The 25,686-nt window shown below is 66.2% G+C and carries 25 protein-coding genes and 2 pseudogenes; 17 read left to right on the plus strand and 10 right to left on the minus strand.

Translation table 11 applies throughout. The features are described 5' to 3' along the window. Positions 1 to 554 (plus strand): annotated as a pseudogene (locus CWS39_RS28710) (hypothetical protein); the annotation flags it as partial. 431 nt (positions 555 to 985) lie between these two features. On the opposite strand, the gene CWS39_RS25210 reads toward CWS39_RS28710, so the two are convergent. Next, positions 986 to 1,948, minus strand: a complete 963-nt coding sequence (locus CWS39_RS25210; protein WP_102145625.1) for a hypothetical protein — start codon at positions 1,946 to 1,948, stop codon at positions 986 to 988. A gap of 689 nt (positions 1,949 to 2,637) precedes the next feature. Here CWS39_RS25210 and CWS39_RS25215 point away from each other — a divergent pair. Continuing rightward, a complete protein-coding gene (locus tag CWS39_RS25215; protein WP_102145626.1) occupies positions 2,638 to 3,732 on the plus strand; it encodes a VldE C-terminal domain-containing protein in 1,095 nt (364 codons plus the stop codon). Between the two features lie 19 nt (positions 3,733 to 3,751). On the opposite strand, the gene CWS39_RS25220 is transcribed toward CWS39_RS25215, so the two are convergent. The 5 genes from CWS39_RS25220 to CWS39_RS25240 all read right to left on the minus strand — a co-directional run bounded on the left by CWS39_RS25220 (position 3,752) and on the right by CWS39_RS25240 (position 7,026). Next, positions 3,752 to 4,408, minus strand: a complete 657-nt coding sequence (locus tag CWS39_RS25220; protein ID WP_102145627.1) for an enoyl-CoA hydratase-related protein — start codon at positions 4,406 to 4,408, stop codon at positions 3,752 to 3,754. 31 nt (positions 4,409 to 4,439) lie between these two features. Then, complete coding sequence (locus CWS39_RS25225; protein ID WP_102145628.1) at positions 4,440 to 5,069, minus strand: TetR/AcrR family transcriptional regulator; 630 nt, start codon at positions 5,067 to 5,069, stop codon at positions 4,440 to 4,442. Between the two features lie 54 nt (positions 5,070 to 5,123). Beyond that, positions 5,124 to 5,570 (minus strand): type II toxin-antitoxin system VapC family toxin, encoded by a 447-nt coding sequence (locus tag CWS39_RS25230; protein WP_102145629.1) that lies wholly within the window; start codon positions 5,568 to 5,570, stop codon positions 5,124 to 5,126. Further along, on the minus strand, positions 5,567 to 5,821 hold the full coding sequence (locus CWS39_RS25235; protein WP_102145630.1) for a type II toxin-antitoxin system Phd/YefM family antitoxin: 255 nt from the start codon (positions 5,819 to 5,821) through the stop codon (positions 5,567 to 5,569). Before CWS39_RS25235 ends, CWS39_RS25230 begins: the two co-directional genes overlap by 4 nt. A 179-nt stretch (positions 5,822 to 6,000) precedes the next feature. Further along, positions 6,001 to 7,026 carry a fused (3R)-hydroxyacyl-ACP dehydratase subunits HadA/HadB gene (locus CWS39_RS25240; RefSeq protein ID WP_102145631.1) on the minus strand — a complete coding sequence of 342 codons (1,026 nt, stop codon included), beginning with the start codon at positions 7,024 to 7,026 and terminating at the stop codon, positions 6,001 to 6,003. A 180-nt stretch (positions 7,027 to 7,206) separates the two neighbouring features. Here CWS39_RS25240 and CWS39_RS25245 point away from each other — a divergent pair, with 180 nt between their 5' ends. The 7 genes from CWS39_RS25245 (at position 7,207) to CWS39_RS25275 (ending at position 14,277) form a co-directional block, all read left to right on the plus strand. Further along, the gene (locus tag CWS39_RS25245; protein WP_233213685.1) at positions 7,207 to 7,548 is read left to right on the plus strand and encodes an SRPBCC family protein; all 342 of its coding nucleotides are present in this window, start codon (positions 7,207 to 7,209) and stop codon (positions 7,546 to 7,548) included. A gap of 155 nt (positions 7,549 to 7,703) precedes the next feature. Beyond that, positions 7,704 to 8,822, plus strand: coding sequence for a glycoside hydrolase 5 family protein (locus CWS39_RS25250; RefSeq protein ID WP_102145632.1), 1,119 nt, complete (start codon positions 7,704 to 7,706; stop codon positions 8,820 to 8,822). A gap of 49 nt (positions 8,823 to 8,871) precedes the next feature. Next, positions 8,872 to 9,756: an SDR family oxidoreductase gene (locus CWS39_RS25255; RefSeq protein WP_102145633.1), complete on the plus strand. Its 885-nt coding sequence runs from the start codon at positions 8,872 to 8,874 to the stop codon at positions 9,754 to 9,756. A 21-nt stretch (positions 9,757 to 9,777) separates the two neighbouring features. Further along, positions 9,778 to 10,608, plus strand: a complete 831-nt coding sequence (locus CWS39_RS25260) for an LLM class F420-dependent oxidoreductase (protein WP_102145634.1) — start codon at positions 9,778 to 9,780, stop codon at positions 10,606 to 10,608. Between the two features lie 47 nt (positions 10,609 to 10,655). Continuing rightward, positions 10,656 to 11,840 carry an acyl-CoA dehydrogenase family protein gene (locus tag CWS39_RS25265; protein ID WP_102145635.1) on the plus strand — a complete coding sequence of 395 codons (1,185 nt, stop codon included), beginning with the start codon at positions 10,656 to 10,658 and terminating at the stop codon, positions 11,838 to 11,840. Next, a complete protein-coding gene (locus tag CWS39_RS25270) occupies positions 11,833 to 12,987 on the plus strand; it encodes an acyl-CoA dehydrogenase family protein (protein ID WP_102145636.1) in 1,155 nt (384 codons plus the stop codon). Before CWS39_RS25265 ends, CWS39_RS25270 begins: the two co-directional genes overlap by 8 nt. Before the next feature lie 51 nt (positions 12,988 to 13,038). Then, entirely contained in the window at positions 13,039 to 14,277 is a 1,239-nt protein-coding gene (locus tag CWS39_RS25275) for an HNH endonuclease signature motif containing protein (RefSeq protein ID WP_102145637.1), read from the plus strand. A gap of 26 nt (positions 14,278 to 14,303) precedes the next feature. Here CWS39_RS25275 and CWS39_RS28995 read toward each other — a convergent pair. Both CWS39_RS28995 and CWS39_RS25290 read right to left on the minus strand, forming a co-directional pair. Beyond that, positions 14,304 to 15,083, minus strand: a pseudogene (locus CWS39_RS28995) (hypothetical protein); the annotation flags it as partial. Between the two features lie 1,000 nt (positions 15,084 to 16,083). Beyond that, on the minus strand, positions 16,084 to 16,488 hold the full coding sequence (locus tag CWS39_RS25290) for a hypothetical protein (protein ID WP_102145639.1): 405 nt from the start codon (positions 16,486 to 16,488) through the stop codon (positions 16,084 to 16,086). A gap of 129 nt (positions 16,489 to 16,617) precedes the next feature. Between CWS39_RS25290 and CWS39_RS25295 the strand changes: the two genes are divergently transcribed. The 7 genes from CWS39_RS25295 (at position 16,618) to CWS39_RS29000 (ending at position 21,940) form a co-directional block, all read left to right on the plus strand. Next, positions 16,618 to 18,180 carry an HD domain-containing phosphohydrolase gene (locus CWS39_RS25295; RefSeq protein ID WP_102145640.1) on the plus strand — a complete coding sequence of 521 codons (1,563 nt, stop codon included), beginning with the start codon at positions 16,618 to 16,620 and terminating at the stop codon, positions 18,178 to 18,180. 71 nt (positions 18,181 to 18,251) lie between these two features. Then, positions 18,252 to 18,497 carry an AbrB/MazE/SpoVT family DNA-binding domain-containing protein gene (locus CWS39_RS25300; RefSeq protein ID WP_102145641.1) on the plus strand — a complete coding sequence of 82 codons (246 nt, stop codon included), beginning with the start codon at positions 18,252 to 18,254 and terminating at the stop codon, positions 18,495 to 18,497. Then, complete coding sequence (locus CWS39_RS25305; RefSeq protein ID WP_102145642.1) at positions 18,494 to 18,916, plus strand: type II toxin-antitoxin system VapC family toxin; 423 nt, start codon at positions 18,494 to 18,496, stop codon at positions 18,914 to 18,916. Before CWS39_RS25300 ends, CWS39_RS25305 begins: the two co-directional genes overlap by 4 nt. Positions 18,917 to 19,002: 86 nt before the next feature. Beyond that, positions 19,003 to 19,410 carry a YciI family protein gene (locus tag CWS39_RS25310; RefSeq protein WP_102145643.1) on the plus strand — a complete coding sequence of 136 codons (408 nt, stop codon included), beginning with the start codon at positions 19,003 to 19,005 and terminating at the stop codon, positions 19,408 to 19,410. Beyond that, positions 19,411 to 20,580 carry an RNA polymerase sigma factor gene (locus CWS39_RS25315; RefSeq protein ID WP_102145644.1) on the plus strand — a complete coding sequence of 390 codons (1,170 nt, stop codon included), beginning with the start codon at positions 19,411 to 19,413 and terminating at the stop codon, positions 20,578 to 20,580. It begins immediately after the preceding gene. Between the two features lie 16 nt (positions 20,581 to 20,596). Next, positions 20,597 to 21,514, plus strand: a complete 918-nt coding sequence (locus CWS39_RS25320; protein WP_102145645.1) for an LmeA family phospholipid-binding protein — start codon at positions 20,597 to 20,599, stop codon at positions 21,512 to 21,514. 249 nt (positions 21,515 to 21,763) lie between these two features. Next, entirely contained in the window at positions 21,764 to 21,940 is a 177-nt protein-coding gene (locus CWS39_RS29000) for a hypothetical protein (RefSeq protein ID WP_158240408.1), read from the plus strand. Here CWS39_RS29000 and CWS39_RS25325 read toward each other — a convergent pair. After that, the gene (locus tag CWS39_RS25325) at positions 21,897 to 22,862 is read right to left on the minus strand and encodes an alpha/beta fold hydrolase (RefSeq protein WP_102145646.1); all 966 of its coding nucleotides are present in this window, start codon (positions 22,860 to 22,862) and stop codon (positions 21,897 to 21,899) included. The genes CWS39_RS29000 and CWS39_RS25325 overlap by 44 nt on opposite strands. Positions 22,863 to 23,076: 214 nt before the next feature. On the opposite strand from CWS39_RS25325, the gene CWS39_RS25330 reads away from it, so the two are divergent. After that, positions 23,077 to 24,942 (plus strand): hypothetical protein, encoded by a 1,866-nt coding sequence (locus tag CWS39_RS25330; RefSeq protein WP_102145647.1) that lies wholly within the window; start codon positions 23,077 to 23,079, stop codon positions 24,940 to 24,942. A 10-nt stretch (positions 24,943 to 24,952) separates the two neighbouring features. Here the strand turns inward: CWS39_RS25330 and CWS39_RS25335 are convergent, their stop codons facing one another. Further along, on the minus strand, positions 24,953 to 25,504 hold the full coding sequence (locus CWS39_RS25335; protein WP_102145648.1) for an alpha/beta fold hydrolase: 552 nt from the start codon (positions 25,502 to 25,504) through the stop codon (positions 24,953 to 24,955). Between the last annotated feature and the right edge of the window lie 182 nt (positions 25,505 to 25,686).

The following is a 25,686-nucleotide window of genomic DNA, read 5'->3' on the forward strand; positions in this document are numbered from 1 at the left end:
GGGGGCGGGTGCCTCAACCCAGGTTGGCAGAGAGGGTTGACGCGGAACGGGAGTTGTTCGAAATACGTTCCAAGGTAAAAGTTTCCGTCTGGCCCGGCCAAGTGATCAATGTGCGGGCACTCGTCGACCACGTAATTGACTTCAAGCGAATCTATGCGGGGCATTGGATATCAAGAGGTCTCGGTGAAGTCGAGGCCATGTTGGCCACCCCGGCAGCCATGCACGGCGGCCTAGAAGAGCAATGCCGGCGTTTCGATCGCCAGCTCGGCCGTCTCAAACGACTGCGCAACTCGGCGATTCACGGTGGCCCGGTGTCCGAAACCGCTTGCCAATCAGTGGCGTCTTTCGCCAGTACCCTAGGGCATGTCTGCCTCAATGAGGCGATTCGAGGGGTACTTATCGGAAGCGAGATACCAACTCACATCAAAGAATACCGAGAAGATCACACCGAGCGATTCAGACGGGTTCGCGAAACTGGCGATGTAGAAGCGCTCTTCCTTCCCTCTGAGCTGGATCTCGATGTTGACGAGGCCGACGCGGCATCTGCACCCTGATTGTCAAGATCTTTGTTCACTTGTTTCGCATCTCACGTAGCTCCGTTGACGGATTGACTGACTCGTCGTCTGCTCTCAAGTTCTTTGTGATGCCTACGAATTCGGCTTCCCACGCGCCGTAATGCGCCGGCTTCTCAAACGTCGTTCCATTGCGCATCGGTACCGCGAGGCAATGACTAGAGTCGGGACCCTCGATCGCTTCTACCGCAGTCGAGTGTAGTATTTCATGGATAATGACGAGTATCCACGAGGTGCGCCCTTAAATCTCTTGTGGCACAGCCTATTCAGGATTAACGCCACGGAGAAGCAATGTTATGCTGACCAATTGGGCACGACGACGCGCTGCGCGGTGTCGACGTCGACGAAATCGTCCTGCTTGACAGACGTGAGGCCGCCGAGAGCGGGGACACGACGGTTTAATTCGGCGCCAGCTACGCGCCGAAAAGTTCCGTGGACCATGCCGCGATCGTCGGCTCGAACCGCTCGGGCACGAAGGAGTTGTCCGGGCGCCCGCCACCCGGCGCACGCGACGCCGCCTCGAACAGGCACACTGCGCACTCGGCCATGTTGAGCGTCACCGCAAGGGCGTCGGCGATCAGCGTAAACACCGTGCCGCCGCGGGCGTACTCCGTCATCCACTTGTAGCCGTGAATGAAGCTGGAGCCGTAGGAGTAGAACGATCGGGCACCGCTCTCCAGACCATTCTTCGCGATCTCCCCGGTGTCGTGTGCCGGCACGTGGGTATCGACCCAATGCGCGGACTCCCGGATCATCTTGGTGAACGACGGCGTCTTGTCGAAGGTGTACGCCTCCTTGGCGTCGTCGAGCATCTTCTTGTACTTGCTTCGGTGCTCGGCGTTCTCGATCAGCAACTGCCTCGGATAACGGGCGGGGCGCGCGGTCTCGTCCTGCTCCCCGATCACAAGGTACCGGCGGCGCTGCTCAAGCTGCTCCATCTCCTCAGACATGCACCGGTCCCGGCGCACCTCGCGGTCTGGGTCGTTAAGCAACCAGATGGTCAGGGCCGCGCACTCCATCGCCACCCTGCACAGCTGAAGGACCTCAGCGATGTGCGGCTGCCGGTGCGAACGGCGACGGGAGATAAGTATTCCGGCGGTGTGCAGACTCTCCGCGGCGCTCATCGCGGGGAACAGTGCGTGCTCTGTGACGGCCTGCGGTCCCGCGAGCGTAAGCGGGTACGTCGCGGTGAACGCGTCGTCATCGGCGGCTAGGGCGCTCCCGCGCTCGGCGGTGTGCGGGTGCAGCCCCCACTGGTACAGATCCTCACAGCGTCTGCCGCGTTCGTCTATGCGGGTGAGGACGCCGTTGTTGGCGAGGTTGAACAGCGCCTCGGCTTGTTCAGCGGTCAGCCCACCCGTGTTCAGAGAACTCATGGGGTAACGGTAGGCCGCGGGTACGCCAGCACTCCGCTGCTCCGCCGCGGGTCGCGTTGCCGCATTCCCGTTCCCTGCTTTGGTGAGCCGCCATCCGACACGGCTGCTTAATGGCGCTCAACCACTTGTCGTCGCTGGGACGGCGCGTCACACAACCGCCCAGCACGACGGACCAGACAGGCCCTGATCAGCTGTTTTGCAGCGAAGATTAACAAGCTCCTGCGACACGCCGAAGTCTTGTCAAAGTAGCCCGGCGATTCCTGTCAATCTTCGCTGCATCTCGACATCCAACTTGGCGGTTCTCACAGCGGGTGGCGGACCGATGGCGGAACCCCTTCGTTCCTAGCCTCCGGACGGGCCGCTCTAGTCATCGCCGACACCCGAACGCACCCGCACCATGCCACGCCACCTACCGCCGGCATGGGGGCCGGAGCCGCGATCCGCGATGCCGAGCAACTCACAGACGAACTCAACGCTGCTAAACGGGGCGACAAGCCACTCCTCATCGCCATCCGCGATGGCCGCCCTGCGCAAGCTCTCGCTGGCTTGTCGTACACCTCCAACATGATTCTGGGCGCGGCGCCATCACATTGACGGACGAGTAGACATCGTCGGTGCCAGTTCGTAGCCTGTCCGAGGCACGTAGAACCAAAAGCCTGTCCCTGCAGCGAAGGACCGTGACAATCCGAATGAGTCGGGTGCGCCACTCCCTTCGGCGAACAGTGCGCGTTCTAGTTGCCGCGGTCTTTATGTTGGCCATGTCGTTGGTGGCCAACGGGAACGCGGATCCCGCGGCCGACGCACTGGCCAGGCTCAACGAGTTATCCCGTCAGGCGCTGGAGAGTCGCGAAGCTGTCACCGCCGCTCAGCGCGATGCCGACGCAAAACTGGCCGCCCAAACCGCGGCCGAAGACCGGCACCGCGCAGACCTGGCAGCCCTCGACGCTGCGAATGCCCAGCTCGCTCCCCATCAAGCCGCGGCCGACCGCGTGGCGGCGATGACGTACGTCAGTGGACGCAGCGGCCAGGCGGCAGTGTTGCTGACCGCAAGCTCCCCGCAACAGCTGATCGACCAGCTATCTCTCCAGCGGACGGTCGCCGCTGTAACAGCCGAGCAGTTGAAAGCCTTTCGCGTAGCCCGTGAGCGCGCAGCCGCCGCCGCCAAGGCCTCAGAGACATCGGCCGCTTACGCCCGCGTCGCGGCCGAGCGGTCTGCTGCGGTGCGCAAAGAGTTGCGGGCGAAACTGAATGAGCTGCTGCGTCAGATCGCTGCTGCGGAGGCTCAATACGCGGCGTTGACACCCGCTCAGCAGGCGGTGGTCGATAGCGCTTCCGCACCGCCGCCTCCGCAGGCTGTGCCCGCTCCGGCCGACCCCGCACTCAACGCGATGCCCGGCCAACCTCTCCCTGCCGCTGCCGCAGACATTCCGGAGGCTTTGCCCGTCGGCGTCGCGTCTGAAGCCGGGCTCCAACCCAACACCATCGTGGCTGCCCGTGCCGTCAGCCAAAGGTTCCCCCAGATCTCCGACATCGACGGTGTCCGGCCGGACTCGAAGCCATGGCATCCGAGCGGCCTGGCTATCGACATCATGATTCCCAACCCCGACAGCCCAGAGGGCATCGCGCTTGGCGACGAGATTCTCGCGTTCGCCTTGGCCAATGCGGCCCGATTCGGGTTACAGGATGTGATCTGGCGCGGCACGTACTACACGCCGGCCGGTCCGGCAGGATCGGGTTACGGCCACTACGACCACGTGCACATCACCACGACACCACGCCTTTAGCCGACGCGTCTTCGTGCCGTCAGTGTGTTTCACGCAGCGCCTCGAGGACCGCGGTGTACATCGTGGTCTTGATCGCGCCGAGCGTTCCGGGGTCTTTACCCACGATCGGCTGGACTCGATCGAGTGCGGTGTCGACGACGCCGGCTTCGGGGGCGATGTCATCGACGAGGGCTGCATCGAGGGCTTCTGGGCCGCCGTAGCGTCGTCCGGTGGTCATGGCGGTGACGGCAGTCTGCGGCGGGACCTTGGCTTGGATCAGCGCGGCCATCCCCGGGGTGAAGGGGATTTTTATGTCCACTTCGGGGAAACAGAAGTAGCCGCGGTCTTCGCGCATGACGCGGTAGTCGTGGGCGATGGCAAGCATGGACCCGGCTCCGAACGCGTGTCCGTTGATGGCGGCGACGGTCGGCAGCGGGAAGGTCAGGATGCGGCAGAACAGTTCTTGCACCCGCCCGACATACCAGGCCAGGCGATCGCGGTTGGCCGACAGCCATTCGAGGTCGAGGCCGTTGGTGTAGAACTTGCTTGTCCCGGTCGTGATCAGGGCTTGCGCCTTGTCGGCGACCTCGTTGAGCTGAGCGTCGACGGTGTCGAGGAAGTCTGGAGAGAAACGGTTTTCGTCGTCGCCGAGGTTCAGCACGGCAATGTTGTTGCGGTACTGCAGTGTTGAGGGCATCGTGGTGTCCTTCCGGGTCGTCGTGGGCGGCTCAGGGTTTGGCCGGCGGAATCGTCAACAGGGCACGGACGGCTGCCGCCAGTCGGGCGCGCGCAGCAGTGTCGTGGGTGCGGTTGCCGCGCAACAGAAGTGCGGTGGGCAGTTCGACGACACAGTCGCGGATCAGTGCGAGGGCTTGCCGATCCTTGCGGTCCCAGAGGCTGCGGGACAACCGCACAAAGATCGCGCCTAATGCCTCGTCGAGTTGATGCAGTTCCTCGGCGACATCGGTAGGGATCTCTGATGATCGCAGCAACTCATCGCGACGCACGGTGAGCAGAAACTGCGCCGAGACCGGGTTCTGCTCGGCGAATGACACCGGACACAGCGCCGCCGCGACGACTGCGTCCACGGCCCTGGCTTCGTCGACGACACCGTCGTCGTCCTCAAGAACCTGCTCGACGGCCTCGCGCTGAAGCTGCAGGAACCTCTGTGCGGCACGAATCCATGCGCGGCCGAGTAGGCCCGCCCGTGTCCCGAACGCGTGATAGAGCGCGCCATTCGACATCGATGTCGCCTCGGACAGTGCACGGATGGTCAACGCGGCGGGCCCCGCCGTCACCGCGAGTCGTTCGGCGACGTCAAGCACGTTGTCGAGGTCGTGCACGCGGGGGCGAGGCATGGCTCGAGAGTAACAGAGCACACGCTCTGTTATTGAAGAAGGACCTGCCGCGCGCTACTTCGTCCTGGGTGTCGGATCCTGGTTGGTGTTGTAGGTTGCCATGCCTAGCTCCAGCCATGCGGCCAGCAGCCGTTCATCTCCGGATGCGGACACCACGTCTTCGTCCTCGAGCTGCTCGGCCGATGCGGCGTGCACAGCGTCGTAGCCACGCAGCGCAAGGCGATACGCCAGATCGGCCGCCTTCGTCACGACCTGCTCGTCGACCTCGATGACATCCATTTCGGACCACAGTTGGTTAAGACGTCGACGGGCCTGGAGATGTTCGCCTTCGGTGAGGCGCCCCATGCGCTCTGCCTGTGCGAGGGCTGCTGCGGTTTCGATATAAAGCAGCCGCGAAGACACGATCACATCTGCGTCGTCCCAGATCCGTCGGCATGCCTCACTCGTCGGCTCGCGAATCAGTAACGGAACGAACGCCGAAGTATCCAAGTAGCCGATCACCGACGCTGCTCGTCGAGCAGGTCGCTGACCGTGCCGCTGGTAGCGACAGGGGCGGGTGCGGGCTGCTTACGGCTTCGGGCGCGTTGGATCCGGCCCTCCTCGCGGAGCTGCTCCAATTTCGTCGGCCGTTCTACCGGCACGATGCGCGCGATCGGGCTTCCGTGATCCGTCACGGTCACGGTTCGGCCTTCGCGTACCTCCGCCAAGTGGCGGCTCAACTGGTCGCGCAGCTCCCGAATACCGACCTCCACTACAGCCCCTCAAAAGTGGCTATTTCAGTGCAATACATTGTAGCCACAAAACGTCGAAGTGGCGCTAGGGGCTATTCAGGCGTAGCCGCCGGCCAGCAGCAACGCAACGCGTTCTCTAACTGGTTGCTTGCCCGCGCCAGGTGCGAGTAAGCCACCAGCTAACCCGCTGCACCAGCAGCTCAGCGGAACCGGATGTTCATCGTCGCCAGCCCGAAGATCTTCCGGTCACCGGATTTCGCGCCGACGATGACGACGCCAGAACGGGTTTCGGGGTCAAGGGATTTGATGCGTCCGCTGAACTCGATGTCCGCACCCTCCTTCGCCGACACGATCGCGGGCGCAGACAGGCGCACCGCGTAACGCGTCACCGCACCCGGGTCGCCCGACCACGCGGAGACGAAACCGGCGCCCAACCCCATGGTCAGCATGCCGTGCGCGATCACGTCCGGCAGCCCGGCCAGCTTCGCAATGTCTTCGTCCCAGTGGATCGGGTTGGCGTCGCCGGCCACGCCCGCGTAATTCACCAGATCGCCGCGCGACAGCCGGGTGTGGTGCACCGGTAGCTCGTCGCCGACCTTCACGTCGTCGAATGACGGCGTTCCAGGCGTGCGGGTCATGCCAGCCTCGGCGACGCGGATCTCGCCGTCGGGGCGCACCGTCTTCTTGTACTCGCCGGAGCCGATTCCGGAGAAGTCGACGTCGTGCATCATGGCGTTCTGCACGGCCGTCTTGATCGTCGGATCGAGGTCCTCGGCCGTCACGCCGACGACGGTGGTGTGCAGCGTGTGCACTCGCTCGCCTGCGGTGTCGGTGAACGTGTTGGTCACCGTGATCATGTCTCTGCCGGCGATCCTGCGCACCGACGTCAGTTCGACGTCGACGTGCAATTCGTCGCCTGCGACGATCGGGCGGTGCTGCTCGAAGACCTCTTCGGTCTGCAGATACGTGTCGTAACCGACGACGATCTCTTCGAACATGCGGCGATTGCAGGCCATGGCCGGGGTCGAGGTGAACGTCAGGGGGGCGACCAGCCCCGAGTAGCCCAGCTCCGCGGCCGCGGCCACATCCCAGTGTGCGGGGTGATAGTCCTGCACGGCACGCGCATACTCGCGGACCTTCTCGCGGCCGACGAGGTACGCGCCGTCGGCCTGATACCAGTGGCCGACCCGCGCTTCGAGCGTCGATGCTTGTGCTGCTGCGGTCATGAATTGCTCAACCGTTCTGTCGGCTTGTTGCTGAGGCCGACCAAAGCACACTAACGCGCGCCTGGCCAGCGCCCGCCGCAGACTCCGCCGCAGTTCGGTCGTGCCCGACCGCCGCGCTTCGGATCCAACCCTGATCAGGCAGGGGGCGTGACCGCAGTCGACGAGGATCGTGCAGACGCCCTGTGCCACGCGCTTGCCGACCGGACCCGGCGTGACATCATGGGCCGCGACCACGACCTGCAGCGTGGCGGCCGCGTCACGTATTTCATGACCGACCCAGCAGGCGATAAGCCTGCCGGATACTCCGACGTCACCGCTGTCGATGAGCCGAGGAGCCTTTCCTTCGTCGACGGATTCGCCGACCTCGACTTCAGCCCGAACTCCGCAATGCCGGTGTCGCAGAACGCATACACCTTCACCGAGCATGACGGTGGCACCCAGGCGATCTACGTGAGCACCTACGGCGATCATCAGGATCGACGAACTGGTTGCGTCCTGACGTGTGCGCCGATTTCTGCGTGAGGGTTGTAACTTCGCGAAAACCGCAGCCCTGCTGCAGAAATCGGTGAACGCACGACGCTGCCGCGCCAGTAACACCCGGTAACAATTCGAAACCTTAAGGGTTGCAGCTTGATTGCAACCCTGGGCACATCGCCGCGGATAATTAGGGTTACTTCGTGCAGCGTCGAACAGCCCTCAAGCTCCCGCTACTCGTAGCGGCCGGCGCGGCATTAGCCCAGCTGCCGCGCGCCTCTGCCGAGCCCGTACGGTGGTCGGTTGAGCGCGCGAATGACTGGTACAAAGCGCAAGGGTGGCTCGTCGGTGCGAACTACGTTCCCTCGACTGCCATCAACCAGATCGAGATGTTTCAGCCTGGGACATACGATCCCGGCCGCATCGATCGTGAACTGGCGTTGGCTTCGAAGCTCGGGTTCAACACCATGAGGGTGTTCCTCCACGACCAGTTGTGGGCTCAGGATCGGCGAGGCTTTCAAAGCCGACTGGCGCAGTTCGTCGGCATCGCGGCGAAACACCGCATCAGGCCGCTCTTTGTCTTGTTCGACTCCTGCTGGGACCCGTACCCAAGGCTGGGCCGTCAGCGTGCCCCCGTCCCTGGGGTACACAACTCCGGTTGGGTGCAGAGCCCTGGCGCCGACCTCATCGATGACCGTCGTTACGGCACAGTGCTGTATGACTATGTCACCGGGGTGTTGAGCCAATTCCGTAACGACGAACGCGTTCTGGGCTGGGATCTGTGGAATGAGCCCGACAATCCCTCGCGCGAGTACCGCAAGGTTGAGCGGGAGGACAAGCAAGAGCTGGTCGCGGCGATACTGCCCCGAGTGTTCGAATGTGCACGTGCTGTCAACCCTGCCCAACCGTTGACCAGCGGCGTGTGGGGAGATCCAATGCGCCGCAACGCCATCAGCGACATCCAATTGGCCCACTCGGACGTGATCACCTTTCACAGTTACGCCAAGCCGGCCGAATTCGAGAACCGCATTGCCGAACTGTCCTCACAGGGACGGCCGATCCTGTGTACCGAGTACCTGGCCCGATCGCTGGGTAGCACGGTTGAAGGGATCCTGCCAATTGCCAAGCGGCACAACGTCGGTGCCTACAACTGGGGCTTCGTAGCGGGCAAGACGCAAACGTATCTGCCCTGGGACTCGTGGAAACAACCGTACAAGTCGCCTCCGAAGGTGTGGTTCAGCGACTTGCTGTACCCCGATGGGCGGCCCTATCGGGAGAGCGAGATCCACACGATCCAGAAGCTGATCCGCGAACCCACCTAAGCCTGGCCCCGTTGCGCGTTCGGTAACACTCTCCAGATACGGTCCGAGGATGACTCGAGTCTCGGTGATTACGGGCGGCGCCGGTGGCATGGGCCTGGCCACGGCGAAAGTCGTCGGCCGCGACCACACGGTCGTGCTGTGCGATGTCAGGCAGGACCGCCTTGATGCTGCGACGGCGGCGCTGACCGACGTCGGAATCGCGCACACCGTAGTCAATTCCGACGTCAGGGATCGCCAAGCCGTCACCGGGCTGTTCGAGATCGCATCGAGCCTCGGCCCGGTCAAATCGGTCATCCACGCCGCCGGGGTGAGCCCCAGCATGGGCGACGCCGAGTACGTCATGCGGACCAACGCCGTCGGCACGGTCAACGTCAACGAAGTCTTCTACGACACCGCTGCTGAGGGCGCAGCGATCGTCAACGTGGCGTCGATGGCGGCGCACATGCTGCCGGAGGAGATCATCCCGACAAACCAGTTCCCGGTGGCGCTGCAGGACGAAGACATCTTCATGACCGCCATGCTGACCGCCTGCGAGATCGCGCCCGAGGAGGCGCGATCGGGCATCGCCTACGCCGTGAGCAAGAGCTTTGTCCGCTGGTACAGCACGTCGCAGGCCGAACGGTTCAATGGTCGCGGCCTGCGCATAGTCTCGGTGTCGCCCGGATCCATCGACACCGAGATGGGCAGGCTCGAGGAGCAGGCCGGGGCCGGCGCGATGGTCGCTGACGCCGCGGTCCCGCGATGGGGCACGCCCGAAGAGATGGCGGAGTTGTTCGCGTTCTGCGCCAGCGACAAGGCCGGTTACCTGACCGGCACCGACATCCTCAACGACGGCGGCGTGATCGCGTCGATGAGGGAGCGAGCCAGGGTGGCCGCCGCAAGGCGTCCAAGCCCCGGGAATAGCGTCGTTCCGACGGGCGTTGGCAGCGCGTGACGACGGCAGTGAGGTGCGCACATGAAGTTCGGGATTTCCACATTCGTCAACGACGACACCATCGACACGGTGTCGCTGGCCCGTGCGATCGAGGAACGAGGTTTCGACGCGCTTGCGGTCGCCGAGCACACCCACATTCCCGCAAGCCGCGAGTCCGCTTATCCGATGGGCGGCGAATTGCCGTCGATCTACTACCGCACACTGGACCCGTTCGTCACGCTCGCCGCCGCGGCGGCCGTCACCTCCAGCATCGAGCTGATCACTGGTATCGCGCTGCTCATCCAGCGCGACCCCATCATCACCGCGAAGGAAGCCGCGAGCATCGACCTGATCTCGGGCGGACGGTTCGTGTTCGGTGTGGGCGCAGGATGGAACCTCGAGGAGATGCGCCATCACGGAACGGATCCCAAGACGCGCGGTGCGCTGCTCGACGAGCGCATCGAAGCCGTCAAAGCGTTGTGGACCGACGAACCCGCCGAATACCACGGCAAATACGTCGATTTCGACTCGTCGTACCTGCGGCCCAAGCCGGTGCAGAAGCCGCACCCGACCATCCTTATCGGCGGCGACTCCGATGCCACCGTCAAGCGGGTGATCCGTCATCAGGCCGGCTGGATGTCGAACCCGCTGCCGATCGAGAGGCTGACCAAGCGCATCGACCAGATGCGTGAGGGCGCGAGCCACGACATCCCGCTGACGACGTTCGGCACGCCGATTGATCCGGACTACTGGCGCGCCCACGAAGACCTCGGGTACGGGCAGGTGAATCTGCTCCTGCCGACGAAGCCGCTCGACAAATCGCTGCGGCTGCTCGACGAGTACGCCGAAAAGGTCGCGGCTTATCGCGGGTAGGCATCCCCCTGCGTCTCGACGCGTGTCGAGTTTCTAGGGTGACTGGCATGAGCAATGACGCTGATGCCGACCGGGTCGCCGAACTGGCGCACAAGGTCGTCGCCGAGCATGACCCGAAGAAGGTGCCGATCCCCGAGTTCCTCGGCGCCTGCTACGACGCCGGCCTGTCCTGGGTGCACTTCCCCGAAGGCCTCGGCGGGCTCGGGGTGTCCCGTGGTCTGCAGGCCGTCGCCGACCGCATCCTGCAGGGCGCCGGCGGGCCGGTACCGCTCGGGTTGAATCCGATGGGCTACGGCATGGCCGCGCCGACCATTCGTGAACACGCCTTGAGCGAGGAGGTGATGCGAAAGTGGTTGCGGCCCTTGGCCACCACCGAAGAGCTGTGGTGTCAGCTGTTCTCCGAGCCGGGCGCCGGGTCCGATTTGGCCGGGTTGGCCACCTCGGCAGTACGCGACGGGGACGACTGGGTGATCAACGGCCAGAAGGTGTGGACGAGCCTCGCGCATCGGGCGCGCTGGGGACTGCTGCTGGCCCGCAGCAACCCCGACGTGCCCAAACACAAGGGCCTGACCTACTTCGTCATCGACATGCACGGCCCCGGCGTCGAAACCCGGCCGCTGCGCCAGATGACCGGGCAAGCGGAGTTCAACGAGGTCTACTTCACCGACGCGCGCATCCCGGACAAGCACCGGCTCGGCGAGGTCGGCAACGGCTGGAACGTCGCTATGACCACGCTGATGAACGAACGCACCGCCCTCGGTGGCAGCGGCAGCCGGCGCGGCGCGGGCACCATCGCCGACGCCGTCGGGCTTTGGGCGTCGCGGCCGGAGCGCCGGACGCCGGTGTTGCGGGACCGGCTGACGCAGTTGTGGCTGCGTTCGGAGGCCCAGCGGCTCACCGCGGAACGCTCGCGGGCGTCCGCCGGCGTGGGTGGCCCGGGCCCGGAGGGCTCGATCGGCAAGCTGGTCGGCGCGGAGCTCAATCAGCACATCTACCAGTGGTGCATGGATTTCCTTGGACCAGAAGGACTTCTGTACCACAGCTATGACCAAGACGGGGGTCGTGACTGGCAGGGTCCGATCCAGCAGCGGTTCCTGCGCAGCCGCGCCAACACCATCGAAGGCGGCACGTCCGAGGTGATGCGCAACATCCTCGGCGAACGCATTCTCGGACTGCCCGGTGACCTGCGCGCCGACGCGGGCATGCCGTGGAAGGAGATCCCGCGTGGCTGAGTACAGGTTTACTGACGAGCAAGTCCAATTGCGTGACGCGGTGGGCAAATTCAGCGCCGAGCATTTCTCGGAGGAGAAGGTTCGCGAGCTGATGGAATCCGATCCGCCATTCGATCCGAAGGTGTGGGCGCGACTCGGCTCCGAACTCGGCGTGCTCGGTCTCTCGGTGCCCGAAGCCGACGGCGGCGTGGGCGGCACGTTGGTCGATCAAGCCGTGGCCATCGAGGAACTCGGCGCACGGTTGGCGTGTGGGCCGCTGTTCGGCACGGTGTACCTCGCGATCCCCGCGTTGGTGGCCGCCCCGTCCGGGGCTGCGCGCGACGAGTTGCTCGCCGACCTCGTCGAGGGACGACGCACCGCAGCCGTCGCTGTAGGAGACCGGGCCGGTGCCTTCGACCCGGACGCGGTCACTGTGACAGCCAGCGGAGAAGAGTTGTCGGGCACGGTAACTCAGGTTGTTGACGGTGGCATTGCCGATGTGCTGCTGGTCGCCGCCCGGGGATCCGACGGTGTCGCTTTGTATGCCGTCGACGCGGTGGCGGGTGGCGTTGAGCGCACACCGCTGGCCACGCTCGATCTCACCCGATCGGAAGCGAACGTCACGTTCGCCGACGCGCCCGCACGCGTGATCGCCGGACCCGACGAAGCCCCGCGCGTTCTCCAGCATGCGTTGCAGGTGGGTGCTGCATTGCTGGCGGTCGAGCAAGTCGGCGCCGCACAGCATCTACTCGACCTGTCTGTCGAGTACGCGAAGTCGCGGCTGCAGTTCGGCCGGCCGATCGGGTCGTTCCAGGCGGTCAAGCACCGGCTTGCGGATCTGCTGGTTGATGTGGAGCACGCCAGATCGACTGCCTACCATGCAGTCTGGGCACTCACCGACGGGTCCGATGACCCCGCGTTGGCGACGAGCATTGCGCAAGCTGTCTGCTCGGCCGCGTTCAGCCATGTCGCCAACGACACCATTCAGGTGCACGGCGGCATCGGCTTCACGTGGGAGCACCAGGCGCACTTGTACTACAAGCGCGCGGCCACCGACGCGGCGCTGCTCGGCACCGCGGAGCAGCACCGGGATCGGGTCGCGGCGATGGTGCTCGACGGCGCCACCGTCGACAAGGCGCCCCGCGTGGCCGACGGCCTCACTGTCTGACCGCGGATCGCGCAGCCGGGACTTGTCGGACCCTGGTGCGATGATGCGGTTATGTCCTCGTCGGGCGCTTCGACCTCGGTGCTGAGTCCTGCCGAGCGTCTTGATGTGCTGTTCGAGGAGTTGGCGGAGTTGGCCGGTCAGCGCAACGCCATTGATGGGCGCATTGTCGACATCGTCGCCGAGATCGAGCGCGATGAGTTGGGTGGTATGACCGGGGCGCGGTCGATACCGGCGTTGGTGGGCTGGAAGCTGGGCACGTCCTCGACCAACGCCAGGACCATAGCCACGGTGGCGTCGCGGGCGCAGGAGTTCCCACTATGCGTGCAGGGGTTGCGGGAGGGTCGGCTGTCGCTGGATCAGGTCGGGGTGATCGCCGAGAAGGCCGCCGACGGCTCGGACGCGCACTATGCGCAGTTGGCCAGTGTGGCCACGGTCAACCAGTTGCGCACCGCGGTCAAGCTCGAACCGCGCCCGGACCCCGAGCCGCGCCCGCAACCGCAGCGCTCGATCTCCAAGACCAGCGACGAGCAGGGCGCCTGGTATCGCATCCGGCTACCCCACGACGACGCGGCCACGTTCGACGCGGCGGTGGCGTCGCATCGCGATGCCCTGATCGGCGAGTACAAGACCGAGCACGGCACCACGCCGTCGGAGCAGCGGCCGCCGTTTCCCACCACCGGGGATGCGTTCATGCGGCTGATCGAGACCGGGTGGGATGCCGAGGTGGCGCGCCGCCCGCACGGCCAGCACACCACGGTGGTGATGCACCTGGATGTCAAGGACCGCATCGCCGCGCTGCACCTGGGCCCGGTGCTGCCGGACGCAGACCGCCGATACCTGTCCTGTGATGCCACCTGTGAGGTGTGGTTCGAACGCGACGGCCAGCCCATCGGCGCCGGGCGCTCCACCCGGGTGATCAATCGGCGGCTGCGCCGGGCGCTGGAGTTCCGCCACCCCACGTGCGCGGTGCCCGGTTGCGGGGCCACCCGCGGTCTGCACGCTCATCACCTGCGCCATTGGGAAGACGGCGGGGCCACCGAGCTGGACAACCTGGTGCTGCTGTGCCCGTATCATCACCGGCTGCACCATCGCGGGATCATCACCATCACCGGACCCGCCCCCAACGTCACCGTCACCGACAGCGCCGGACGCGTACTCAGCGATGCCTCGCTGGCCCGCCCACCGAACCACCCGCCGCCCGCGGTGCCACCGTGCCCCGGGCCCACCGGCGAACGCGCCGACTGGTGGTGGTACGACCCCTTCGAACCAAAGCCACCAGCCAACAACTAGGTAGCCCGCCGCAGCCGGCCGCCGTTTCAGGTCTCGGTTCCGCCGGCGCCGTCGTTGCCGTCGCTGCCGTTGTCACCAGCTTCGCCGCCAGCACCTCCTGGATTGCCGGCCGCGCCGCCGGCGCCACCTTCGCCGCCGCTGCCGCCGCGACCGCCGGCGCCGGTATGACCGGCTTGGCCGGAGCCGCCTGGGCTGCCGAACAGCCCGCCTGAGCCACCGGCGCCTGCTGTGCCTCCGGCTCCGCCGTCTCCGCCGTCGCCACCGTTGCCGCCGTTTCCACCGGCACCGCCATTACCGCCGGGACTGCCGGGACTGCCGGGACTGCCGCTGACGGAGGTGCCGCCGGCCCCGCCCGCGCCACCGGCGCCGCCGTCGTCGCCGCTGCCTCCTGCGCCACCGGTACCGCCGTCGTCGCCTCTGCCTCCTGCGCCACCGGTACCGCCGTCACCGCCGCGTCCGCCGTTGCCGACCAGGCCGGCGTTGCCGCCCTTGCCTCCGGCGCCGCCAGGATCACCGTCGGTGCCAGACGCTCCGTTCCCACCGTCACCACCGTTACCGCCGTTGCCTCCTCGGCCTAACAGACCCGTGCCGCCGGCACCTCCGGGACCTCCGCTGCCGCCGAGTTGGCCCGCGCCGCCGGCGCCGCCGTTGCCGCCGGATCCAGTGCCGAAGCCGCCGCTGCCGCCGGCGCCGCCGTTGCCACCGGGACCGCCCGCGCCGCCGTCGGTACCGCCAGCCCCGCCGCCGCCGCCGTTGCCACCGTCCTCGCCGGGCTCATCGCCGTCGAGACCGTTGCCGATGAGCAGACCGCCGGGACCGATAAGGCCGAGAAAGGCCTGCCCGCTGCCACTGAAGGCCGTCACGGCCGCCAGCGACCTGCTCGATGATTCTGGCGCGCCGCCGTGTCCCGTCACCATCCACCAGTTGGCAAATATTGTGGGCGCGAACGTGTTCGGTCCAACGACGCGCAAACTGGCAGCAGTTGACTGCACCGGGTTGCGGGTCGCATCGGGGTTCGGTGGAATCAGCCCGAGCAGCGTCAACGCCGTGCGTGTGCTGTCGCCGGCATAGCCGTGAGCCAGCGGTGTCGTTACCGCGGTGTGCGTGTACGCAGGGGCGGCGGCAGCGGACTCGACTCGAAAAGATGCACCGGCTGTGCCGGCGTCGCGTCGGCCCAAGTCGACACTGCCAGCGACGCCGCTGCTCGCAGCGAGTACGCCGATAGCCAATGCTGCGGTTAATGTTCGGCCAGGCGTCGCCGAAACATGTTGGCAGGTACCACTCTTCCGGTGCCGACCCTTGTGTGTAGAAGCGCTCCGTGTCATGACCGACCTCCGCTGGTGGGATAGCTTGTAATCAACGAGGTTTCATGCGACTCAGCCCGGGTTGGCCGGGGCGAGTGTCGGCGGCACGTTCACCGGCGGTGCTGGTTCGGCCGGCTGGAACGTGTGCGTGGGAAGCTTGTCCGGCCAACCACCGGGCGGCGCCCAGCCTGAGCCTTCGGCGGACCCGCAGTCAGACCCGCAGGGCGGAGCCACGCACTGGCCCAGACTGTCGTTCCAATCGCCACCGGAGTCGAGACAGCATTTTCGGATCTGGGCAGTCCGTTCCGAGGGATCGTCCGACTTGACGTATGTCTTGATGCATGTGTCGAACCACTCGATATCCCACTCCCGCGGCCCGCCGGAGGCGGTCGCGAGATTTCCGAACAGCGACACCAGCACAACCCCGGTCGCCGCAACGAGTATCGCCGGCTGGAGTCTGCGGAAGAGCGCCATGATTTCGTCCCCTTTCGTCGTCGGCGGGTCAGCCCACGGGCGCGAGAGTCGGTGGCACGTCCGCGGGCGGTGCTGGTTGCGCCGGCTCGAAGGTGTGCGTGGGAATCGTGTCCGGCATCCCGCCGGGCGGGGTCCAGCCTGGACGTTCGGCGGACTCGCAGTCAGGCCCGCAGGGCGGAGCTACGCATTGGTTGGACTTTAAGCTCCAATCTCCGCCGCTGGCCCAACAGCACAGGGCCAGGTGGTTCTCCCACTCCTCGTCGTTGTAGCCCTTACCGATGCCGTCCTGGACACACTGGTCGTATTTGCCGATGTCCCATTCCCGGTCCGGCGCCGCACAGGCGGTGGCGGGGTCGCCCACGCCGCCGAGCGTGGCCGTCGCGGCAATAAGCGCGGCGGGCAGAAGCAATCGGATAGGGATGCGCCGTGTCATGTCGTGTCCTGCCTCTCGAATGACATGCATATGGTGGTGAACCGGCGGGCCCGCGCGCATGAGGCATTTGCCTCAAAAAGATTGCTGATCTGCGCCACAGCACCGCGCCGACGCGGCGAGAATCCCTAGATGAGCCTGGAGGCATCGCAGCAGCCGCGGGAGACGCCGCGGCGGGCCGAGTTGCTCGCCGCGCTATCAGTCGCCATCGACCTGGGTCTGGGCCAGCCGGCCGAACACATGCTGCGTTCCGCGCTGATCGCCACCCGGCTATCGGATCTGCTCGGCCTGAACAAGCAGCAACGCGACTGCATCTATTACACGACGTTGATCATGTGGGTCGGCTGTCACGCCGACTCACACGAGGTGTCCCGCTGGTTCGGTGACGACCTCAGCTTCCGCAAAGGTGCGTATCTGGTCGACTGGTCCGGGCTGCCCTACATGCGTTTCCTGCTGAGCCGCGCCGCCCGCGGCGAGTCGGTGATGCAGCGGCTGGCGTTGACGGCGGTGTTGCTCGCGAACGCGCGCAGCCACCTGTCGCAGATGATCTACTCCCACTGCACCTCGGCGGGGCTGCTGGCCGACCACATCGGCCTGGGCCCCGATGTCCAGGCAGCGCTGACGTCCGGTTTTGAGCGTTACGACGGCGGCGGCCTGCCTGCCGGTTTGTCCGGTGATGCGATTCCGATCGAGATGCGCGTCGCCCAGCTCGCCGACATGGTGGAGGTTCACCACCGCAATTACGGCGTGGACGGTGCCGTCACGATGGCGCGCAGCCGCAGGGGCGGCCAATTCGACCCGCACATCGTCGACGTGTTCGCGGACCATGCCGGGGCGGTGCTTGCGGGCCCGCCGGCCGGAGACGCGTGGGCGGCGGCGCTGGCGCAGGCGCCCGACCGTGATCACCGCCTCGACGAGGACGCACTGGATCGCATGCTCGCCGCGCTGGGCGACTTCGTCGATCTCAAATGTCCGTTCACGCTGGGGCATTCACGCTCGGTCGCCTCACTTGCGGCGGCCGCCGGGGATGTCGCCGGACTGGGGTTGCAAGCGACGACGCTGCTGCGGCGCGCCGGCTATGTGCATGATCTGGGCCGCATCGGCATTTCCAATCAAATCTGGTCGAAGCCGGCACAGTTGACGGCGGCCGAGTTCGAGCGGGTGCGACTGCATCCGTATCTCACGACACGGATTCTGTGCAATGTGCGCGGCCTCGAAGACGTGGCCAAACTGGCCGGCAACCATCATGAGTGCGTCGACGGCTCGGGGTATCCGCGGGGCCTTGCCGACTCCGCGCTGACAGTGTCCGATCGAATGCTTGCCGCGGCCGTCGCCTACCAATCTGCCTGTGAGCCAAGGCCGTATCGCGATGATCTGGGGCCCGACGGCGCAGCCAAGCGACTGCGGGACCGCGCGCGCCGCGGAGAACTCGACCCGAACGCCGTCGAGGCCGTCATGCAGGCCGCAGGCCACCACGCTCAACGGCTGCAGGTGCGCCCGGGCGGGCTGACACCCCGGGAGATCGAAGTGCTCCGCTTGGTGGCCCGCGGGGCGTCGCACAAGGAGATCGCCAAGTCCTTGGTGATCAGCGACAAGACGGCGCGTAATCACGTCGAGCGGACCTACGCCAAAATCGGCGTCTCGAATCGCGTCGGCGCCAGCATGTACGCGCTGCAGCACGGGCTGATGTCCTGACCACCGCCTAGCGCATCGTTCATTGGTAATCTGTTGCCGTTTCGATGCCAAACAATTGGTATCGTGATGCCATGCACGTCAGGATTGACCGTGTGGGACGGGTGGTTATCCCGAAAGCACTGCGCGTCGCGCTCGGTATCACGCCGGATACGCCGCTTGAGGTAATTGCTGACGGAACCGGTCTGCGGATCGAGCCCGTTCGTCGGCACGAACGTTCGGTCGACACCAGCGATGGGCTGCCGATACTCGGCAACGTCGAGGGCGCGGTGTTGACGGATGACGACGTGCGCCGCCTTCGCGATGACCTGCAACGGTGACCTCCAAACGCGAGAGTTGGGCGTGCGACACCAGCGTCGCCGTCGCCGCTCTTGATCCGGCTCACGAAGCCCACCCGGCTTGTCGTCGAGCCCTGGTCAAACTTCGCCCCGCGCTGGCAGGCCATGCCGTGTTCGAGACCTATTCGGTGTTGACCCGTTTACCACTCCCTTTACGCCTGAGTGCGAGCCAAGCCTCCGCAGTCCTGGCTGCGGCCTTTCCGGGAGACTGTTGGCTCAACGCCGCTGAGACTCGCCGCCTCCGTGAGCGACTTGCCAGTCTCGACATCGTCGGCGGATCGGTTTATGACGCTCTCGTCGGTCAGGCCGCCGTCACCAATCACCGAACTCTGCTGACTCGTGACCGGCGGGCGGAGCGTACGTACCGCTCCCTTGGTGTCGAGTATCGGTTCGTGGATTGATCGGACCCCGATGTCGAGATCGCCGTGGCGGCTCCGTCCTAGGGGTGAACGACCAACTAGGGTCGCGAATCTGGAGGGAGAACATCATGGCCAAGTACCTGTTCCTCAAGCACTACCGGGGCGCACCTGCGGCCGTCAACGACGTGCCGATGGATCAGTGGACGCCGGAGGAGATTCAGGCGCACATCCAGTACATGAACGACTTCGCCGACCGCTTGAAGGACAGCGGTGAGTACGTCGACAGCCAAGCCTTGGCGCCGGAGGGCGCGTGGGTGCGCTATGACGGCGAGGGTAAGCCGCCCGTGACCGACGGCCCGTTCGCGGAGACAAAGGATCTGATCGCGGGCTGGATGATCGTCGACGTCGACTCCTATGAGCGCGCCGTCGAGCTGGCCGGCGAATTGTCCGCGGCACCCGGCGCGGGAGGCAAGCCGATCCACGAGTGGCTCGAGGTTCGGCCGTTTCTGACCGCCGCGCCGACCGTCACCGAGTAGATGGCCGCCGACGTGGTGGACGAGGCCCAGCTGCGGGACCTGATCCCGGGAGTGCTGGCGGCCCTCGTCCACCGCGGGGCGGACTTCGCGACCGCAGAGGATGCGGTGCAGGAGGCGCTGATCCGGGCCGTCGAGTCTTGGCCGGATCAGCCGCCGGACGATCCCAAGGGCTGGCTGATCACCACGGCGTGGCGCCGCTTCCTCGACCTGACCCGATCCGACGTCGCCCGCCGCGCGCGTGAGTCCCGGGTCGCCGACGAACCACCGCCCGGCCCGGCCGTGTCTGCAGACGACACGCTGCAGCTGTACTTTCTGTGCGCGCACCCGAGCCTGTCGCCCGCGTCGGCCGTCGCCCTGACATTGCGCGCCGTCGGCGGCCTGACCACCCGCCAGATCGCACAGGCCTACCTCGTCCCGGAATCGACCATGGCGCAACGGATCAGCCGCGCCAAACGCACGGTGAGCAATGTGCGGCTGGATCAGCCCGGAGACCTGCGCACCGTGCTCAAGGTGCTGTACCTCGTGTTCAACGAGGGCTATAGCGGAGATGTCGACCTCGCCGAGGAGGCGATCCGGCTCGCCCGCCAACTGAAAGCCATGACCGACGATCCGGAGGTCGCGGGTCTGCTCGCGTTGTTCCTGCTGCACCACGCCCGTCGCCCGGCTCGCACCCGCGCCGACGGCAGCCTCGTGCCGCTGGCCGAGCAGGACCGCAGCGTCTGGCGACGCGACCTCATCGCAGAAGGCGTGGCGACTCTCCAGGCCGCGCTGGCCCGCGACCGGCTGGGGGAGTACCAGGCCCAAGCCGCGATAGCGGCGCTGCACGCCGACGCGCAGACCGCCGAGGAGACCGACTGGGTGCAGATCGTCGAGTGGTACGACGAGCTCGTCCGGCTCACCGACAGCCCGATCGTGCGGCTCAACCGCGCCGTCGCCGTCGGTGAAGCGGACGGACCGCAGGCGGGACTCGCCGCGCTCGCCGAACTCGACCCGACGTTGCCGCGCTACACCGCGTCGGCCGCCTACCTGCACGAGAGAGCGGGCGACATCGCCACGGCCGCAGAGCTTTACGTCAAGGCAGCGGCCGAGGCGCAGAACCTCGCAGAGCGCAACCATCTCACGCTTCGCGCCGCCACCCTGCGCCAAAGACTCGACTCGTCGCGCCAATGAGAGCAGAATCGCGCGGGTGACGCAGCCGCCGCACCGCCCCGGGCCACCTGGTTGGCGCGATCGCGGTCGACCGCCGCCGGACCCTGCGACACGACGGATCCCGCGCAGGCCAGAGCCGCCGACCCAACGGATCCGACGCCCGCCGTCGCCTGCTGATGCGAGGCCGACGCAGGAGATCGGCCGGCCAGTGCCGCCCGCGCCTCCTCCCAAGAAGCGCGGCTTGAATCGGCAGTCGATCATCCTGATCGCGATCATCATCGTCGCGCTGCTGGCCGGCGGGCTGGCCGGCGCCGAGCTCTACGCGCGCCACCGCGCAGACGGCATCCTGACCGAAGTCGCCGAATGCGTCGTCGAGGACGACGCCACCATCTCGTTCGGCGTGAATCCGCCGTTTCTGTGGCAGCACGTCACCGGCCACTATACGAACATCTCGGTTTCGACTGCGGGAGAACGGGTTCAGGGCGCCGACGGCATGACGGCCGACGTAACTTTGAAAGACGTGCGGTTGCAGGATTCCGCGGACGCCAAGGGCACCATCGGTTCGTTGGACGCGACACTGAGCTGGAAAGCCGCGGGCATGAAAGACACTTTGGCGGCCAACCTTCCGGCGGTCGGGAACCTGATCACCGGCGTCAGGACGGACGCCGCGGCGGGCACGATCATCGTCGACGCGGGTGAGAACAGCGTCACGGCCAAGCCCGTGGTGTCGAATGGTGACCTCAATCTGGAAGTGCTCGAGGTCACGGGCCCGCTGCCGAAGGACGCGGTGCAGACCGCGCTCAACGACCTCACCAAGAAACTCAATGACAGCTACCCGTTGGGCATCCACGCCGACAGCGTCGAGGTGACTGGCAGCGGCGTCGTCGGCAAGTTCTCCAGCCAGAACGCGTCGATTCCCAAAGAGGACGAGAACCCTTGCTTCGCAAGGCTTTAAGTTGCATAAGATCGACACCAAGCTGGGCTGCCTGCACGTCGGGGTCGACGGCGATGGCCCCGCCGCGGTCCTGTGGCACAGTTTGTTCGTCGACTCCGGCTCGTGGCGGCGGTTGCGGGAGAAGCTCCGCGACGAGCGGCGCCTGATCCTGATCGATGGACCCGGGCACGGGAAAAGCGCTTTCCCCTCAACAGATTTCAATCTGACCACTGCGTCGAGGCAGCCATCCAGATACTCGACGCACTTCGTGTGCCGAAGCCTGTCGACTTGGTGGGTAACGCGTGGGGCGGCCACGTCGGGCTGACGCTCGCCGCCCACGCATCCGACTGGTGCCGCAGCGTGGCGCCGATCCTGGCGCAGGCCGACGACATCGCGAAGATCATCAAGGCCTTGTGGCGGGACCCGCAGGGCTACGTCGGGCGCTGAAAGCTGTCGCGTCGGGTTCGGGCGCGTCGGCGATGAAGTCGAGTGCGGCGCTGATCGCGGGGCGATGCCGCAAGATGCGGTAGTGCGCCAGGCGGCCGAGCCCGCGCGTGGTCACCAAGGTCGCCCCGGGCCACACGTCGACGATTCGCTGGCTCATCTCATACGGGCTGTCCGGATCGTCAGGATCGTGCACGAGCAGTAGTGGGGGATTGTCGGCCCGACCGGCCACCGCGGAGATGTCGGTGTCCAACAGCGGCATCCCGATCCGCCGGTCGAGACGACGGTGCAGCCGGGTGCGGATACGGGGACCGAAACCGTGACGGTCGGCGAAAACGTCCAGATACCACGAGAAGTCGCCCATCGGCGCCAAGAACACCAGACGTTCGGCCGGCGTGCCCTGCGACACCGCAAGCGCGGCAGCCTTGGCGCCGAGCGAGTGCGCGATCATCGCCGTCGCGGGACCGTGCTCACGAACGACGGCGCGGAGGGCTTCGGCGCATTCCACGATCGTGGTGCGTCCTGGCGCGAGTGCGCCGGGATCGGAGTCGTTGTGGCTCGGCAGGTCGAACGCGATGACACGGTGTCCCGCCTCGACGAGCGGCTTGACGAACACGCCCAGGTGCGCCCGACAACCGCCCCAGCCGTGCACCAGATACACCGGCGCCCCGTCGCCCCACATCTCGCCGGCGATCCGGTGTCCGTCCCATGCCGTCTGGAACGGCTGGCTCGGCGGCACACCCGGCGGCATCCGCAGACTCATCTCCACCGCCGGGGGAGTGCACCACAACTCGATCGCCCAGCGTGCGCCCAGCCCAGGCGCGAACCGTTCCAGCAACCCGAATGCTCGCCGGACTCTCGGCTCGATCGGCGGTTCGACGCCGGAGCCGACCTCTTCGCGAGCAGGTTCGGTGTTATGAGCCATCAGCAGCCCCCGTGTCAGTAACCGCGCGAGACCGCTGGTTGTGTCGGACGTTCCCCCTGCGCCGATCCTTTGACATGACGCCCGCACATGTCAACTCGCGATGCCGGATGTGCGCGTTTGAACCGGCCCGGGCCGGGGTATGGATGTCGAACCTACTTGAGAGTAAGTTCGTGTCCGACGTGGTCACGTGACGCCGAGAACGGGAGGCTTGGCAGTGACATCTCCACAGACGTCGCAGCTCTACGCGCAAGGGTCCGAGGGCGGCGGGGCGGCCCTGGACCAGGTGATCGGTCTGACCATCGCGACAGCAGTGATCACGGTGGCGCTGGTGTGGATCGGCTATCTGCATCGCACGCACCGGATCACCTGGTTGGCAACACTCGCTGACAGATTTGCCACCCAGCTGCCGGTGATCCCGGTCGGCGGTCGCGGTAAGCGGCCGCCTTGGGTCGCGCTGCCCGTCGCATTCTTCACCGCCACGCTGATCTGTGCGTTGTTCGGCTTCATCTGGGATGTCAGCCTGCACATCGGCAAGGGACGCGACGCGGGTCCGCTGGCCAATCCAGCGCACTACTTCATCCTCGTTGGCCTCTTCCTGCTGTTTGTCGCGGGCATGACGGCCGCGGTGCTGCCGTACGAGAAGCCCGGCGCGGCGGCCGTGCGGATCACCCCCAAGTGGTACGCACCTGTCGGTGCGCTGCTGATCGCCGGGTGTGGCCTCTATGCCTTGATCGGCTTTCCGCTCGACGACATGTGGCACCGGCTGTTCGGGCAGGACGTGCCACTGTGGGGCCCAACGCATCTGATGATGATCGGCGGCGCAGGACTGTCGACGCTGGCAATGCTGTATCTCGAACGCGAAGGGCGCCGGGCGATGGGCCCGGACACCCCGCCCGACGGCCCGGGCTTGAAGTTGTTGCGCTACTTGGGTTTCGGTGGCCTGGTTATCGGGCTGTCGGTGTTTCAGATCGAGTTCGACTTCGGCGTATCGCAGTTTCGGCTGGCGTTCCAGCCGATGCTGATCGCCGCCGCGGCGGCGTTGGCATTGGTGGCCGCCCGCATCGCGATGGGGCCGGGGGCGGCGATCGCGGCGGCGTTGATGGCCATCGCATTGCGTGGTGCGGTGGCGGTGGTCGTCGGGCCGATCCTGGGCGCGCCGGTCAGCTGGTTCCCGCTGTATCTCGGCCCGGCGATCGTTGTCGAGTTGCTGGCGCTGACACCACTTCTCAAGCGGCGCGTGCTGTTCGGGCTCGTCAGCGGTATGGGGATCGCCACCATCGGCTTGTGGCTGGAGTCGTTCTGGATCGCCGCGGTGTACCCCTACCCGTGGCCGGTCGGCATGTGGCCAGAAGCGCTGGCGATGGCGGTGCCGGTGGCCGCGCTCACCGGCGTCTGCGGTGCGATGGTCGGCATGGTGCTCACCGGCGAGCGCCTCCCAGGTCGCGCCATTGGGATCGGCCTTGTCGCGCTGACCGTGGTGGTGATCGGCGGCGCCGTCGCCAACGGACTACGCTACCAGGTGCCCGAAAACGCCACCGCCACAATAAATCTGACAGATCTAACGAGTGGGGCCGGCAAACGGATGGTGGCGGCCGACGTGCGCATCAACCCAGCCGGCTTGGTGAGCGACGATCCCGAGTGGGTGTCGATCCTCGGTTGGCAGGGCGGCTTGGCGAACGATCGCGGCTTGGTGATCGACAGGCTCGATCGCGTGGGGCCGGGTCACTATCGGTCCACCGAACCGATCCCGGTGTATGGATCGTGGAAGACGGTGCTGCGGGTCCAGGACGGGACGACGATGACGGGGGTGCCGATCTACCTGGCGGCCGACCCCGCGATCGGGGCCGCCGAAATGCCCGCGGAAGCAACGATGACGCGTGAGTTTGTCCCGGAAATCAAACTGCTGCAACGGGAACGCTCCTTCGACCACCCGGCCTGGCTATGGACCGCGGGATGCCTGGTGGTGCTGGTGTGCACGCTCATTCTGGTGGCCGCGCTGACCTGGGGCGCGGGGCGGATCAACGAGACCGAGACGCCAATCGGGGCCGATGTGCCGGAAGGCCCGCGGGTGCAAGCCTGACGCGGCGATATCAGGGATGGCACGGTCGGGTCGGCGCGGTGGCGGGTATCGGCAGCGGTTCGTCGCGAACGAAACTCTCCACCAGCCGTCGGTAGAGGTCGGGTTGATCGAGTTCCACGGAGTGTCCGGCATCGCCGACGCACACCAGAGTTGATCGGGGCAAGGTGACCCCGTGTTCGGCGGTCGGTGCCCATGGCACGTAATTGCAGTCGCCGGTGATGATCAGCGTCGGTGTGCGAACGGACCGAAGCCGTTGTGGCACTGCCGATTGCGCGCCTGCCGCCGCGTCACGAACGGTGAACATGTTGGTGTAGAGGCCATTACCCACTTCGTAGGCATCCGGCAGTTTCGCTGGGTCGCAAACAGTCGCCGGTCGGATCATGTCCAAGAAGGCCGACAGGCCCGCTCCGATCTGGTCGTAGAGGTACGCGTCGTCGCCGAGCCGGGTCAGGCCGTGAAACGGTTCGCCCGCGACCCATGCTGCGCCGCCTGCCACGATCGCGCACGCACCCAGCGCGACGGCCAGCAGGACCCCAATGTTGGCCAGCCACACCGCGGTCACACCGGCCGCGAGAATTCCAGCGATCCAGCTGACGGCGATGACGAATACCGTTGTGACACTGCGCAGGATCCAGCGCGCGCCGCGTCGAGAAGCGCGGCTACTCAACGATCGTCACGTCGACGCCATCGTGGTAGGCCTCGGCGGCTTCTTGCACCGCCCGCCGCTGCGCCGCCCGCAGCGGC

The organism is Mycobacterium hubeiense, from assembly GCF_002838065.1.
GTDB lineage: Bacteria > Actinomycetota > Actinomycetes > Mycobacteriales > Mycobacteriaceae > Mycobacterium > Mycobacterium hubeiense.

Excerpts from the sequence above, each read along its gene's own strand:
- CWS39_RS25210 (WP_102145625.1), bottom strand. The coding sequence starts at position 1,948 with ATGAGTTCTCTGAACACGGGTGGGCTGACCGCTGAACAAGCCGAGGCG.
- CWS39_RS25215 (WP_102145626.1), top strand. The coding sequence starts at position 2,638 with ATGAGTCGGGTGCGCCACTCCCTTCGGCGAACAGTGCGCGTTCTAGTT.
- CWS39_RS25220 (WP_102145627.1), bottom strand. The coding sequence starts at position 4,408 with ATGCCCTCAACACTGCAGTACCGCAACAACATTGCCGTGCTGAACCTC.
- CWS39_RS25225 (WP_102145628.1), bottom strand. The coding sequence starts at position 5,069 with ATGCCTCGCCCCCGCGTGCACGACCTCGACAACGTGCTTGACGTCGCC.
- CWS39_RS25240 (WP_102145631.1), bottom strand. The coding sequence starts at position 7,026 with ATGACCGCAGCAGCACAAGCATCGACGCTCGAAGCGCGGGTCGGCCAC.
- CWS39_RS25255 (WP_102145633.1), top strand. The coding sequence starts at position 8,872 with ATGACTCGAGTCTCGGTGATTACGGGCGGCGCCGGTGGCATGGGCCTG.
- CWS39_RS25260 (WP_102145634.1), top strand. The coding sequence starts at position 9,778 with ATGAAGTTCGGGATTTCCACATTCGTCAACGACGACACCATCGACACG.
- CWS39_RS25265 (WP_102145635.1), top strand. The coding sequence starts at position 10,656 with ATGAGCAATGACGCTGATGCCGACCGGGTCGCCGAACTGGCGCACAAG.
- CWS39_RS25275 (WP_102145637.1), top strand. The coding sequence starts at position 13,039 with ATGTCCTCGTCGGGCGCTTCGACCTCGGTGCTGAGTCCTGCCGAGCGT.
- CWS39_RS25290 (WP_102145639.1), bottom strand. The coding sequence starts at position 16,488 with ATGACACGGCGCATCCCTATCCGATTGCTTCTGCCCGCCGCGCTTATT.
- CWS39_RS25295 (WP_102145640.1), top strand. The coding sequence starts at position 16,618 with ATGAGCCTGGAGGCATCGCAGCAGCCGCGGGAGACGCCGCGGCGGGCC.
- CWS39_RS25300 (WP_102145641.1), top strand. The coding sequence starts at position 18,252 with ATGCACGTCAGGATTGACCGTGTGGGACGGGTGGTTATCCCGAAAGCA.
- CWS39_RS25310 (WP_102145643.1), top strand. The coding sequence starts at position 19,003 with ATGGCCAAGTACCTGTTCCTCAAGCACTACCGGGGCGCACCTGCGGCC.
- CWS39_RS25315 (WP_102145644.1), top strand. The coding sequence starts at position 19,411 with ATGGCCGCCGACGTGGTGGACGAGGCCCAGCTGCGGGACCTGATCCCG.
- CWS39_RS25325 (WP_102145646.1), bottom strand. The coding sequence starts at position 22,862 with ATGGCTCATAACACCGAACCTGCTCGCGAAGAGGTCGGCTCCGGCGTC.